The 15,747-nt window shown below is 64.7% G+C and carries 1 protein-coding gene (running past one end of the window); it reads left to right on the top strand.

The genetic code is table 11. The annotated features are described in order from the left end of the window. Positions 1-15,747 carry the 3' portion of a non-ribosomal peptide synthase/polyketide synthase gene (locus tag M0808_RS14015; RefSeq protein WP_348773039.1) on the top strand. The gene continues 2,097 nt to the left of window position 1, outside the view, so 15,747 of the gene's 17,844 nt are visible here — the last part of the coding sequence; its start codon lies off the left edge, out of view; it ends in the stop codon at positions 15,745-15,747.

Here is a 15,747-nt window from a genome sequence, read left to right as displayed (position 1 = left end):
GTAGCGGGCCTGAGCACCGCAAATCTGGCCTACGTGATCTACACCTCCGGCTCCACCGGCCTGCCCAAGGGGGTGATGGTCGAGCACCACACGCTGAGCAATCTGGTCGACTGGCACTGCACCGCGTTCGACCTCTGTGCCGGGCGTCACACCTCAAGCCTGGCCGGTTTCGGCTTCGATGCGATGGCCTGGGAAGTCTGGCCGGCGTTGTGTGCGGGCGCGACCCTGCATCTGGCGCCGACTCACGAGGGCGGCGAAGACATCGATGCCTTGCTCGCGTGGTGGTGCGCGCAGCCGCTGGACGTGAGCTTCCTGTCGACCCCGGTGGCCGAATACGCCTTCAGCCAGAACCTCGAACACCCGACCCTGCGCACGTTGCTGATCGGCGGCGACCGCTTGCGTCAGTTCAATCGCAACCAGCATTTCGACGTGATCAACAACTACGGCCCGACCGAGGCCACAGTGGTCGCCACCTCAGGTTTGGTGCAAAGCGGCGACGCGCTGCACATCGGTAAACCGCTGAGCAATGCCACGGTGTACCTGCTCGACGAACAGCAGCGCCCGGTGCCGCTTGGCGTGGCGGGCGAGTTGTACGTTGGCGGTGCCGGGGTTGCCCGTGGCTACCTGAATCGCCCGGACATGACTGCCGAACGCTTTCTGCGTGACCCGTTCAGCCGCGCGCCGAACGCGCGGATGTACCGCACCGGCGACCTTGCACGCTGGCGTGAAGACGGCAACATCGAGTACCTGGGGCGCAACGACGATCAGGTGAAGATCCGTGGCGTGCGCATCGAGCTGGGCGAGATCGAAACCTGCCTCAACCAGTTGCCGGGGATTCAGGAAGCGGTGCTGCTCGCTCGCGAAGATCAACCCGGCCAGCCGCGCCTGGTGGCCTACTTCACCGAGCAGGCGCAGGTCGAAGCGCTGCCGGTGGGCGAGTTGCGCGCGCAATTGCTCAGCCGGTTGCCGGAGTACATGGTGCCGACGGCGTTCGTCAAACTCGCCGCGCTGCCGCTGACCGCCAATGGCAAGGTCGACCGCAAGGCCTTGCCGGCGCCCGATCTGGCAGCGCTGTTCACCCGCGAGTACGCAGCGCCCGAAGGCGAGGTGGAAACCGCGCTGGCGCAGATCTGGGCCGACGTGCTGCAGGTCGAGCGGGTCGGGCGGCAGGATCACTTTTTCGAACTCGGCGGGCATTCGTTGCTGGCGATGCGCATGGTCTCGCAAGTGCGCCAGCGTCTGGGTGTCGAGCTGGCGCTGAGCGATCTGTTCGCCAACGCCGAACTGGCGGCGGTCGCGGCAGTGCTGAACGCGGCCGGGCGCTGTGCGCAACCGCAGATCGTGCCGGTACCGCGTGACGGCGCGTTGCCGCTGTCGTTCGCCCAGCAACGCCTGTGGTTCCTCGCGCAAATGGAAGGCGCCAACACCGCCTACAACATTCCCGTGGCCCTGCGTCTGCGTGGCCGTCTCGACGACGCGGCGCTGCAACGCGCGCTGGCGCGGATCGTCGCCCGCCACGAAACCCTGCGCAGCCGCTTCGCCCAATTCAACGACGAAGCGCAAGTGCTGATTGCCCCGGTGGACACCGGCCTGTTGTTGCGGGTCGAAGACCTGCGCCAGCACCCTCAGCCGGACGAAACCCTGCAAGCGCTGATTCAGGGCGAAGCCTCCGGGCCGTTCGACTTGCAGGACGATCCGTTGATTCGCGGGCGCCTTGTGCGGTTGGCCGACGATCACCATGTGCTGTTGCTGACCCTGCACCACATCATCTCTGACGGCTGGTCGATGGGCGTGCTGACCCGCGAACTGATGGCGCTGTATCAGGCGTTCAGTCACGGCCAGCCGGATCCACTGCCGCCGCTGGCGCTGCAATACACCGACTACGCGGTGTGGCAGCGGCGCTGGCTCAGCGGCGAGGTGCTGCAACGCCAGAGCGAATATTGGCAACGGACCCTCGCTGGCGCCCCGGCACTGCTGATGCTACCGACCGATCGGCCGCGCCCGGCGCAGCAGGACTATGCCGGCAGCAGCGTTGCCGTCGTGCTCGACGAACGCTTGAGCGCCGGGCTCAAAGCCTTGGGCCAGCGCCACGGCGTGACCCTGTACATGACGCTGATGAGTGCCTGGGCGATGCTGCTCAGCCGCTTGTCCGGACAGGCGGAAGTGGTGATCGGTTCGCCAGTGGCCAACCGCACCCGCGCCGAGATCGAAGGCCTGATCGGCATGTTCGTCAACACTCTGGCCTTGCGCATCGACACCTCGGGCGAGCTGAGCGTCGAAGCGCTGCTGGCGCGGGTCAAGGCGCAAACCCTGCAAGCGCAGGCGCATCAGGATCTGCCGTTCGAGCAAGTGGTGGAAATCACCCGGCCCGTGCGTAGCCTGGCGCACAGCCCGTTGTTCCAGACCTTGCTCAGTTGGGATGGCCTCGAAAGCCCGGCGCTGGCCCTCGGCGAACTGACGCTGGAAGGCGTGGCCGAGCCGAGCCACTTCGCCAAGTTCGATCTCTCGCTGAGCCTCAGTGAGTCCAACGGCATCATTCGCGGATCGCTGGAATACGCCACGGCGTTGTTTGACCAGAGCACGGTCGAGCGCTTCACCGGTTACTTCCTGCGCCTGTTGCAGGCGATGGTCACCAACGATCAGGCAGTGCTGGAACACGCGCCGCTGCTGGCGCAGGAAGAACAGCAGCGCTTGCTGGTCGAGTTCAATGCCACGGCGGTCGATTACAACCTTGATCAGACCATTCATGGTCTGTTCGAAGCGCAAGTGGTGCGCTCGTCGCAGGCGCCAGCGGTGGTCGCTGAAGAACAGCAACTGACTTATGCCGAACTCAACGCCCGAGCCAATCAACTGGCGCGGCACCTGCGCGAATTGGGCGTAGGGCCGGACTCACGGGTGGCGATCTGCGTCGAGCGCGGTCAGGACATGGTGATCGGGCTGTTGGCGATCCTTAAGGCCGGTAGCGGTTATGTGCCGCTGGACCCGGCGTATCCGCTGGAACGACTGGCCTACATGCTGGAGGACAGCGCGCCGCTGGCGGTGCTGGTGCAGGGTTCGACGCGTTCGTTGCTCGGTGACCTTTGCGTGCCGGTGATCGATCTGGATCAGCCGCACTGGCAAGCGCTGGCGACGGAAAACCTTTCGCTCGCTGAATTGACCCCGCACCACACCGCCTACGTGATCTACACCTCCGGCTCCACCGGCCAACCGAAAGGCGTGATCAACGAACATCGCGGGGTGGTCAACCGCCTGCTGTGGATGCAGGACGCCTATCAACTGACCGCCAGCGACACGGTGTTGCAGAAGACCCCGTTCAGTTTTGACGTCTCGGTCTGGGAGTTCTTCTGGCCGTTGATGACTGGCGCACGTCTGGTCATGGCCCGGCCCGAGGGACACAAGGATCCGCTGTATCTCAGCGACATCATCGAGCGCGAACACATCACCACGCTGCACTTTGTCCCGTCGATGCTCGACGTGTTCCTCGCTCACTCCGACACCGCACGTTGCAGCAGTCTGCGGCAAGTCATGTGCAGCGGCGAAGCGTTGCCGGGCAGCGTGGTGCGGCGTTTCAAACAGCAACTGCCGGGCAGCGAACTGCACAACCTCTACGGCCCGACCGAGGCCGCGGTGGACGTAACGGCGTGGAACTGCGCCGGGCCGCTGGAAAGCACCCCGGACAACACACCGATCGGCAAACCGATCGCCAACACCCGCATGTACATCCTCGATGCCCAGCAGCAACCGGTGCCGCACGGTGTGGTCGGCGAGCTGTACATCGGTGGCGTGCAGGTGGCGCGTGGTTATCTTAATCGCCCGGAACTGAACGCCGAGCGCTTCCTCACCGATCCGTTCCAGAGCAACGGGCGGATGTACCGCACCGGCGACGTCGCCCGCTATTTGCCGGACGGCAATATCGAATACCTGGGCCGCAACGACGATCAGGTGAAGATCCGTGGTTTGCGCATCGAACTTGGCGAGATTCAGGCACGCCTGACCCAGATCGATGGCGTGCAGGAAGCCGCCGTACTGGCCCGCGAAGACGTGCCGGGCGACAAACGTCTGGTCGCGTACTACACCGGCGCACCCCTGGAAATTGAAACACTGCGCGGCCACTTGCTGGAAAGTCTGCCTGACTACATGGTGCCCGCCGTGTTCGTGCATCTCGATGCATTGCCGCTCAGCCCCAACGGCAAACTCGACCGCAAGGCACTGCCGGCCCCGGATCTGGCGGCGCTGACCGCCCGTGAATACGAAGCACCGGTCGGCGAAGTAGAAATCGTCCTCGCGCAGCTCTGGGCGGAACTGCTCAAGGTTGAGCGGGTAGGGCGCCATGACCATTTCTTTGAACTCGGCGGCCACTCGCTGCTGGCGGTGAATCTGGTGGCGCGGATGCGCCGTGCCGGCCTGACCGCCGACATCCGCGTGCTGTTCAACCAGCCGACCCTGGCTGCACTGGCCGCTGCCGTGGGTGGCGAGCCCGAGGCCGAAGTCGCGGCCAACCTGATCACTGCGGACTGCACGCGCATCATCCCCGAGCTGCTGCCACTGGTGGCGCTCGACCAGCCGAGCATTGACCGCATCGTCGCCAGCATCCCCGGCGGCGTGGCCAACGTGCAGGATATTTACCCGTTGGCGCCGTTGCAGACCGGCATCCTCTTTCATCACCTGTCCGCCGCCCAAGGCGATCCGTATGTGTTGCAGGCGCAGTTCGCGTTTGCCGATGAGCAACGCCTGAACAGCTTCACCCAAGCCTTGCAGAACGTAATCCAGCGCCACGACATCCTGCGCACTTCGCTGTTCTGGGACGGGCTGCAAGACCCGGTGCAAGTGGTCTGGCGTGAGGCGCCGCTGGCGTGCGAAGCGCTGGAGCTGAATGGCACGGACGGCGATGTACTGGAGCAATTGCGCCGGCGTTTCGACGCTGCGCAGTACCGCATGGCCGTCAATCAGGCGCCGCTGATGCGCGTGATGCACGCCTGGGATTCAGCCAATCAGCGGGTAGTGGCGTTGTTGTTGTTCCATCACCTGGTGATGGACCACGTGGCGCTGGAGGTGCTGCAACACGAAATGCAGGCGTTCCTCAGCGGCCAGCCGCAACGTCTGGCCGAGCCGGTGCCGTATCGCAATTACGTGGCGCACAGCCGTGGCGCAATCAGTGATCAGGCGCATGAAGCGTTCTTCCGCGAAATGCTCGGTGACGTCAGCGAACCGAGCGCGCCGTACGGCCAGCACAGCATTGCCGAGGGCCACGCCGCAGAAGCACGACGGGTACTCGACCTCGATCTGAGTCAGCGCGTCAGGGCCAAGGCCCGGCGTCTGGGGATCAGCGCCGCGAGCCTGATGCATCTGGCCTGGGCGCAGGTGCTGGGAAAACTCTCCGGGCGTGACGCGGTGGTGTTCGGCACCGTGTTGCTGGGGCGGTTGCAGGCGGGCGAGGGCGCCGAGCGCGCGCTCGGGGTGTTCATCAACACCTTGCCGCTGCGCGTCGATCTCGGGCAACGCTCGGCGCAGGAAGCCGCGCTCGCCACCCACCAACAGTTGAATGCTCTGTTGCAACATGAGCATGCGCAATTGGCACTGGCCCAGCGTTGCAGTGGTATGCCCGCCGGCACGCCGTTGTTCAGCACGCTGTTCAACTATCGCCACAGCGCCGCTGCCGGCACGCCTTCCCCGGAGGCGGCGAACGCGTGGCAAGGCATGCAGTTGCTCAATACCCAGGAACACACCAATTACCAGTTGAGCGTGAGTGTCGATGACCTCGGCGAAGGTTTCGGCTTCACCGCACTGGCTGCCCCCGGCATTGATCCCGCACGCATCTGCGAGTACCTGCAGCGAGCGGTGAGCAACCTGCTGCGGGCGCTGGAGCAGACACCGCAAGTGAGCGTTGATCAAGTGTCGATTCTGGCGCCGGACGAACGCCGGCAATTGCTGGTCGAGTTCAACACCACCGAGCGGGAATACCCACGTGCGCTGACCGTGCACGCATTGTTCGAAAGGCAAGTGGCGGCAGATCCACACGCCATCGCTGTGGTGCATGGCGGGCAAACGTCGAGTTATGGCGATTTGAATGATCGGGCCAACCGCTTGGCCCACTACCTGATCGCTCAAGGCGTACAGCCGGGCGCTCAGGTGGCGATCCTGCTGCCGCGCTCGCGGGAGCTGTTGGTCGCGCAGCTGGCGATTGCCAAGTGTGCGGCGGCTTATGTGCCGCTGGACATCAACGCGCCGAGCGAGCGCCAGGCGTTCATGCTTGAGGACAGCCGCGCCGTGGCGTTGCTGACACTCAGCAGCGAAGAGATCGACTACGCCGCGCCGCGCATCGACCTCGACCGGCTCAAGCTCAGCGGTCAGTCGACGCACAATCCGAATCTGGCGCAAAGCTCGGACGCGCTGGCGTACATCATGTACACCTCCGGTTCCACCGGTACGCCGAAGGGTGTGATGGTGCCGCACCGTGGCATCGCTCGTCTGGTGCTGAACAACGGCTACGCCGATTTCAACCCGCAGGATCGCGTGGCGTTTGCGTCCAACCCGGCGTTCGACGCCAGCACCATGGACATCTGGGGGCCGCTGCTCAACGGCGGACGCGTGGTGGTGATCGATCACCAGACCCTGCTGGATCCGAACGCATTCGGTCGCGAATTGAGCGCCAGCGGCGCGACAATCCTGTTTGTCACCACCGCGCTGTTCAACCAGTACGTGCAACTGATTCCGCAGGCCCTGAAAGGCTTGCGCATGGTTCTGTGCGGCGGTGAACGCGGCGATCCGGCAAGCTTCCGCCGCTTGCGGGCCGAGGCGCCGCAGCTGCGCATCGTGCATTGCTACGGCCCGACCGAAACCACCACTTACGCCACCACGTTTGAAGTGCACGAAGTGGCGGAAAACGCCGAAAGCGTGCCGATTGGCGGGCCGATCTCCAACACTCAGGTGTACGTGCTCGACGCGCATCAGCAACCGGTGCCGATGGGCGTGACCGGCGAGTTGTACATCGGCGGGCAGGGCGTGGCCCTCGGTTACTTGAACCGTGCCGATCTGACGGCGGAAAAATTCCTGCCCGATCCGTTCAGCGACCGTCCGGGCGCGTTGCTCTACCGCACTGGCGACCTCGTGCGCTGGCTGGCGCCGGGGCAGCTCGATTGCATCGGGCGCAATGACGATCAGGTGAAAATTCGTGGTTTCCGCATCGAACTCGGTGAGATCGAAAATCGTCTGCTGAGCTATCCGGGGATCAACGAAGCGGTGGTGCTCGCCCGGCGCGATGGTCAGGAACCGCTGCGGCTGGTGGCCTACTACACCGCGCACGACGGCACGCTGGAACTGGCTGACCTGCGTGAGCATTTGCAGACGCAATTGCCGGAATACATGGTGCCGAGTGCCTGGGTGCAGCTCGATACCTTGCCGCTGAACAACAACGGCAAAGTCGATCGCAAAGCCTTGCCCGAACCGGATGCTGCGGCGTTGTTCACCCGTGAATACGTTGCGCCGCAAGGTGAACTGGAAACCGCGCTGGCGCAGATCTGGGCCGAAACCCTGCAAGTCGAGCAGATCGGCCGCCATGACCACTTCTTCGAACTCGGCGGGCATTCGTTGTTGGCGATGCGCATGCTGTCGCAGGTGCGTCAGCGTCTGGGCGTCGAATTGCCCCTGAGCGAGTTGTTTGCCGATCCGCATCTCAGCGCGGTGGCCGAGGTGCTGAACCGCGCCGGGCGCAGCACGCTGCCAGAGATCGTCGCGGCCGCGCCGGATCAAGCGCTGCCGCTGTCCTTCGCCCAGCAACGCCTGTGGTTCCTCGCGCAAATGGACGGCGGCAACTCGGCGTACAACATTCCACTTGGCCTGCGCCTGCGCGGGCGGCTCGATGTCGAAGCTTTGCAGCGCGCGCTGACGCAGATCGTTGCGCGGCACGAAACGCTGCGCAGCCGTTTCGTCAGCGTCGACGATCAGGCACAGGTGACGATTGCACCGGTCGATAGCGGTCTGCTGTTGCAGGTGGAAGACCTGCGCCAGGATCCACAGGCCGAAGCCACAGTGCAGGCACTGCTCGCGCAGGAAGCCGTGACTGCCTTTGATCTGCAGCACGATCCACTGATTCGCGGACGCCTGCTGCGTCTGGCTGACGAGCACCATGTGCTGTTGCTGACCGTGCATCACATCGTCGCTGACGGTTGGTCGATGGGTGTGCTGACCCGCGAGCTGATGGCGCTGTATCAGGCCTTCAGTCACGGTCAGCCGGATCCATTGCCACCACTGGCGCTGCAATACGGCGACTACGCCGTGTGGCAGCGGCGCTGGCTTAGCGGTGAAGTGCTGCAGCGGCAGAGCGATTACTGGCAGCAGACCCTCGACGGCGCGCCGGCCTTGCTGACCTTGCCCACCGATCGTCCGCGTCCGGCGCAGCAGGACTTTGCCGGCAGCAGCGTCGAAGTACGGCTGGATCAGCGTCTGAGTGCCGGGCTCAAAGCCTTGAGTCAGCGTCACGGCGTGACCCTGTTCATGACCCTGATGAGTGCCTGGTCGCTGCTGCTGAGTCGTCTTTCCGGGCAGTCCGACGTGGTGATCGGCTCGCCGGTGGCCAACCGCACCCGGGCCGAGATCGAAGCCCTGATCGGCATGTTCGTCAACACCCTGGCGCTGCGCATCGACACCTCGGGTGAACCGAACGTGGCCACGCTGCTGGCGCGGGTCAAGGCGCGCACGCTGGAGGCGCAGGCGCATCAGGATCTGCCGTTCGAGCAAGTGGTGGAAATCGCCAGGCCGGCGCGCAGTCTGGCGCACAGCCCGTTGTTCCAGAGCACGCTGAGCTGGGACAGCAACGTGGGGCCGAACCTGGCGCTGGGCGATCTGCGCCTCGAAGGTGTGGCCGCACCGGGCCGGGTGGCCAAGTTCGACCTGACCCTGACCCTGGGTGAGGTCAACGGGGTGATTCGCGGTTCGCTGGAATACGCGACGGCGTTGTTCGATCAAGCGACCGTCGAGCGTTATGTCGGCTACTTGCAGCGCCTGCTGGCGGCGATGGTCAACGATGAGCAGACAGTGCTGGAGCATGTGCCGTTACTCACCGAGTCTGAGCGTCAGCGCTTGCTCTACGACTTCAACGCCACTGCACGCGAATACCCGCAAGCGCTGACCGTGCACGGGATTTTCCAGCAGCAGGCAGCGGCGCATCCGAAGGCGGTGGCGGCGGTGCATGGCGAGCATTCGCTGAGCTACTTTGAGCTGAACGCCCAGGCCAACCGTCTGGCGCATCACTTGATCAGCCAAGGCGTACAGCCGGGCGATCATGTGGCGATCCTGCTGCCGCGCTCGCTGGAACTGCTGGTGGCGCAACTGGCGATTGCCAAATGCGCGGCGGCGTATGTGCCGCTGGACATCAACGCGCCGAGCGAGCGGCAGGCGTTCATGGTCGAAGACTGTCTCGCGGCGGCGTTGCTGACCCTCAGCGGTGAAGTCATCGACTACGCCGCGCCACGCATCGACCTCGACCGCTTGACCCTCAGCGGCCAACCCACGCACAACCCGAACCTGGCGCAGTCCTCGGAGTCGCTGGCGTACATCATGTACACCTCCGGCTCCACCGGCACGCCGAAAGGCGTGATGGTGCCGCACCGCGCCATCGGCCGCCTGGTGCTGAACAACGGTTACGCCGATTTCAACCCGCAGGACCGCGTGGTATTCGCCTCCAACCCGGCGTTCGACGCCAGCACCATGGACATCTGGGGACCGCTGCTCAACGGCGGGCGCGTGGTGGTGATCGATCACCAGACCCTGCTTGATCCGAACGCGTTCGGCCATGAATTGAGCGCCTCCGGGGCGACCGTGCTGTTCGTCACCACTGCGCTGTTCAACCAGTACGTGCAGTTGATTCCGCAGGCGCTCAAAGGCTTGCGCATTCTATTGTGTGGTGGTGAGCGTGGCGATCCGGCTGCGTTCCGTCGACTGCTGGCCGAGGCGCCGGCGCTGCGCATCGTGCATTGCTACGGCCCGACCGAAACCACCACTTACGCCACCACCTTCGAAGTGCGTGAAGTGGCGGAAAACGCCGAGAGCGTGCCGATTGGCGCGCCGATCTCCAACACTCAGGTGTACGTGCTCGACGCGCATCAGCAACCGGTGCCGATGGGCGTGACCGGCGAGTTGTACATCGGCGGACAGGGCGTGGCGCTTGGTTATCTGAACCGCGCCGATCTGACCGCCGAGAAGTTTCTGCGTGATCCGTTCAGCGAGCAGCCGGGCGCGCTGCTGTATCGCACGGGTGACCTCGCACGCTGGCTGGCTCCGGGGCAGCTCGATTGCATCGGGCGCAATGACGATCAGGTGAAGATTCGCGGTTTCCGTATCGAACTGGGCGAAATCGAAAACCGCCTGCTCAACTGCCAAGGGATCAAGGAAGCGGTGGTGCTGGCGCGCCGCGATGGTCAGGACATCACGCGTCTGGTGGCCTACTACACCGCGCACGCCGGCCGTCTGGACAGCGCGGATCTGCACGCGCAGTTGCTGGCGCGACTGCCGGAATACATGGTGCCGACCGCCTGGGTACAACTGGATGTACTGCCGTTGAACAACAACGGCAAGGTCGACCGCAAGGCGCTGCCGGCACCGACGCAGGCAGCGCTGCTCAGCCGGGTGTATGTGGCGCCGATCTCGGCGCTGGAACAACATTTGGCGCGGATCTGGGCCGGTTTGTTGCAGCTCGAACAGGTCGGTCGTCACGACAACTTCTTCGAACTGGGCGGGCATTCGTTGCTGGCGATGCGCATGCTGTCGCAGGTGCGCCAGCAGTTGGGCGTCGAGCTGACACTCGCCGAGTTGTTCGCCAATCCCGAGCTGGCCGCTGTCGCCGAAGTGCTGAGCCGGGCGGGGCGCAGCACCTTGCCGGAGATTTTGCCGGCGCCCCGCGACCAGCTATTGCCGCTGTCATTCGCCCAGCAACGCCTGTGGTTCCTGGCGCAGATGGACGGCGGCCACAGCGCCTACAACATCCCGGTCGGTTTGCGCCTGCGCGGTCGACTGGATGAAGACGCGCTGCAACGGGCTCTGGCACGCATCGTCGCCCGACACGAAACCCTGCGCAGCCGCTTCAGCCAGATCGACGATCAGCCGCAGGTGCTGATTCTGCCGGCCGAGAGCGGTCTGCTGCTGACGGTAGAAGACCTGCGTCAGCACCCACAGGCTGACAATGCCTTGCGTGGTCTGATCGAGGAACAGGCCTGCGCTTCGTTCAATCTGCAGCACGATGCGCTGCTGCGCGGACGTCTTGTGCGTCTGGCCGACGACCATCATGTGCTGTTGCTGACGCTGCACCACATCATCGCCGATGGCTGGTCGATGGGCGTGCTGACCCGTGAGCTGGCGGCGTTGTATCAGGCGTTCAGCCGTGGCGAGGACGATCCGCTGCCGCCGCTGGCGCTGCAATACACCGACTACGCGGTGTGGCAACGGCGCTGGCTCAGTGGCGAGGTGCTGCAGCGTCAGAGCGATTACTGGCAGCAGACCCTGGCCGGCGCGCCGGCCTTGCTGACCCTGCCCACTGATCGTCCGCGACCGCCACAGCAGGACTATTCCGGCAGCCGCGTCGACCTGCTGCTCGATCAACACTTGAGCGCCGGTTTGAAAGCGTTGTGTCAGCGTCGCGCGGTGACGCCGTACATGGTGATCATGAGCGCCTGGGCGATGTTGCTCAGTCGTTTGTCCGGGCAGAGCGACGTGGTGATCGGTTCGCCAGTGGCCAACCGCACCCGCGCCGAGATCGAAGGCCTGATCGGCATGTTCGTCAACACCCTGGCGCTGCGCATCGACACCTCGGGTGAGCCGAGCGGCGAGGCGCTGCTGGCGCGGGTGAAGGCGCAAACCCTGGACGCTCAGGCGCATCAGGATCTGCCGTTCGAGCAAGTGGTGGACATCAGCAAACCCGTCCGCAGTCTGTCGCACAGCGCGTTGTTCCAGACCATGCTCAGTTGGGACAACAATGACGACCCGAGCCTGACCCTCGGCGACCTGACCCTGGAAGGCGTGGCCGGCGACAGCCACTTTGTGAAATTCGACCTGTCACTGAGCCTCGGCGATTCCCACGACGGGATTCGCGGTTCGTTGCGCTATGCCACGGCGTTGTTCGATGAGTCGACGGTGCAGCGTTTCGTCGGCTATTTCCAGCGGCTGCTGGCGGCGCTGGTCAACGACGATCAGGCCGTGCTTGCGCGAGTGCCGTTGCTCGCACCGCAGGAGCAGCAGCGTTTGCTGGTCGATTTCAATGCCAGCGCCGTTGATTGTCCGCTGGAGCAGCCGTTGCATGGCTTGTTCGAAGCGCAGGTGCGGCGCAAACCGGACGCCATCGCGCTGCAATCCGCGCAGGGAACCCTGACTTACCGCGAGCTCAATCAGCGTGCTAACCGTTTGGCCCAGCATCTGCGCGAACTCGGTGTGCAGCCGGATGCGCGGGTGGCGATCTGCGTCGAGCGCGGGCTGGATTTGGTGGTCGGTCTGCTCGGCATCCTCAAGGCCGGTGGTGCCTATGTGCCGCTGGACCCGGGGTATCCGGCGGAGCGTCTGGCGTACATGCTCAAGGACAGCGCGCCGACCGCGGTGCTGGTGCAGACCGCTACTCGCGGGTTGTTCGATGACGCGGTCGCCACGGTGATCGACCTTGACCGCAGTACCTGGCAGCAGCTGCCGGATCACGATTCGCCAGTGCCGGGCCTCAGTGCTTCGAATCTTGCGTACATGATCTACACCTCGGGTTCTACCGGGTTGCCGAAAGGCGTGATGATCGAACACCGCAGCGCCTGCAACATGGTGCACTGGGGGTCACAGATCAGTTCGCCAACCGAGCACGGTGCGCTGCTGCAAAAAGCGCCGTTCAGCTTCGACAGTTCGGTGTGGGAGATCTTCTGGCCGCTGTGTTCCGGGATGCGTCTGGTATTGGCGCGACCGGACGGCAACCGCGATTCGGCGTATGTGGTGCAGACCATTCGTGAGCAGCAGGTCACCGTAGTCAAATTCGTTCCGGCGCTGTTGCAGCAGTTCATTGAGCAGGACGGTGTCGAGCAATGCACCAGCCTGACCGATGTGCTCAACGGTGGTGGTGAACTCAGTGCAGCGCTGGCCCGCCAGGTGCGCGATCGCCTGCCGTGGGTGCGGTTGCATAACGTTTACGGCCCGACTGAAACCACGGTGGACAGTACGGGCTGGACGCTGGAACCGCACATGCCGGTGCCGGACAACGTGGTGCCGATCGGCACAGCCTTGAGCAACACCCGTTTGTACGTGCTCGATGCGTACGCTCAACCGGTGCCGCAAGGCGTCAGCGGCGAGTTACACATCGGCGGCGTAGGCGTGGCACGTGGTTATCACAGACTGCCGGAGATGCAGGCCGAGCGCTTCATCGACAGCCCGTTTGTGGCGGGTGATCGCCTGTACCGCACGGGAGATCTGGCGCGCTACAACAACCACGGTGAACTGGAATTCCTCGGCCGCAACGACTTCCAGATCAAGCTGCGTGGCTTGCGCCTGGAGCCGGGGGAAATCGAGGCACGGCTGATCGAGCATCCGGCGATTCGCCAAGCGGTGGTGATGGTGCGTGATGAGCGTCTGGTGGCCTGGTACACCGTGCGTTCCGGCGTAGAAGCACCGAGTCTGGAGGCCTTGCGCAGCCATGTGCTGGAGCGCCTGCCGGAATACATGGTGCCGGGCGCGTTTGTGCGGCTCGACGCTTTGCCGCTGACACCGAACGACAAGATCGATCGCAAAGCCTTGCCGGAACCGGGTGCAGACGCGGTGATCAATCGCCCCTACGTGGCGCCACAGGGTGAAGTCGAAACCGCGCTGGCGCAGATCTGGGGCGAGGTGCTTGGCGTCGAACAGGTCGGCCGTCACGACAACTTCTTCGAACTGGGCGGGCACTCGTTGCTGGCGGTGAAGCTGGTCAATCTGATGCAACGGGCCGGGCTGTCGCTGTCGCTGGCCGAACTGTTCCAGCATCCGAGCATCGAGGCTGCCGCTGCGCTGCTCGGTCAGGGCGAGGCGCTCAGTCAGCCTGACGGGCTGGTCGTGGTGCGTGCCGGGGCGCACGGTACGCCGCTGTTCCTGCTGCATGAATTCAGCGGCAGGGACGTGTACTTCCCGACGCTGGCCCAGCACATCGGTGGCGAGTTCCCGATTTACGGCCTGCCTGGCGTGACGCTCGGTCAGCCGCAATTGCGCACGCTTGAGTGCATGGCGCAGCGCATGGTCGGGATCATCCGCGCGGTACAGCCTCACGGGCCGTATCGGCTGGCGGGCTGGTCGTTCGGCGGGGTGCTGGCGCATGAGGTCGCGCAGCAATTGCTCGGTCTCGATGAACCGGTGGAATTCATCGGCATGCTCGACAGCTATGCGCCAAACCCGCTCGCCCAGGACAAGGCAATGTGGAGCGGCGAGGGCCTCGACAAGCGTCAGTTGCTCGGCCATTGCCGTGGGCGTTCGCTGATGCTTGGTGCTGGAAGCGAGACGGCGCTGGCGGCGGTGCAAGCGCTGGAAGCGCAAGTCGAACAACTGGATTTCCCCGAGCTGTTCAAGCGCTGTCAGGCGCAGCAACTGACCGATCCGGAACTGGCCACGGTCAGCGCGGCGGACGCCTGGCATTACTTTGATCGCGAAGCGGCGCATCGTCTGGCGCTGGCGCATTACCGGGTCAGCCCGGCGAGCCAGCCGATCCACCTGTTCCGTGCCCAGGAACTGATGGAAGGTCAGTCATTGCCGAGCCCGACGCGCGGCTGGGAAGAGCGCTTCGACATTGGCTTGCTGCGTTGCATCGACATCCCCGGCGATCACCGGACCATGATGAAGCACCCGCACATTCAGGCACTCGGCCAGGCCATTACCCAGGCGCTGGAAACCCTGGTGATGCCGGAACCGACGCTGTATCAACCGCTGCTGACGATTCAGACCGGGCAGCCGGGGCATGCGCCGATTTTCTGTGTGCCGGGGGCGGGTGACAGTGTCACCGGGTTCATTCACCTGACCGAGGCCATCGGCCCGGAATGGCCGATCATCGGCCTGCAACCCCGGGGGCTGGACGGCGTCAGTGTGCCGCACAGCGCGGTGGAAGCGGCTGCGGCGTTCTACCTGCAAGCCATCGAGCAGATCCACCCGCAAGGGCCGCTGCACCTGATCGGCCATTCGTTCGGCGGCTGGGTCGCGCATGCCATGGCGGCGCAGTTGCAGGCCGCCGGGCGCGAGGTGGCTTCGCTGACCTTGATCGACAGCGAGGCACCCGGTGGTGACGGCACGGCGGGCAAGCCGTACACGGCCACTGCCGCGCTGCAACGGCTGATCGACACCCTGCAATTGTCCTGTGGCAAATCGCTGGGTATCGATCCTGCGACCTTCGCCAACGCCGACGACACCACGCAACTGCGTCTGCTGCACGCAGGCATGGTGCGCGCCGGGGTGTTGTCGGAGCGCGCGGCGCCGGACGCGATGCATGGCCCGGTACGCACCTTCGCCAGCGCCTTGCGCACGGTCTATCAACCGCGTCTGGCCTACACCGGGCCGGTGCGGCTGGTGCTGGTCCATGACCCGACGCTGGACGAGTGGGGCAATCAGCGCGAACAGGCGGCGGCGCTTGAAGGCTGGCAGCGGCAGGTCAGCGATCTGGCGGTGTGGTACGGGCCGGGCAACCACTTCACGATTCTCAAGGCGCCCAACGTCTTCAGTTTCGCCGCGTGGTGGCATGACGGTCTGACGCTGACGGTCGGCGAAGTGCTGTCCTGA

This window comes from Pseudomonas sp. MWU12-3103b (genome assembly GCF_023100615.1).
GTDB classification, from domain to species: Bacteria; Pseudomonadota; Gammaproteobacteria; order Pseudomonadales; family Pseudomonadaceae; genus Aquipseudomonas; species Aquipseudomonas putida_A.
The sequence above is the reverse complement of the archived record's forward strand: the minus strand, read 5'-3'. Positions and strand labels throughout refer to the sequence as shown.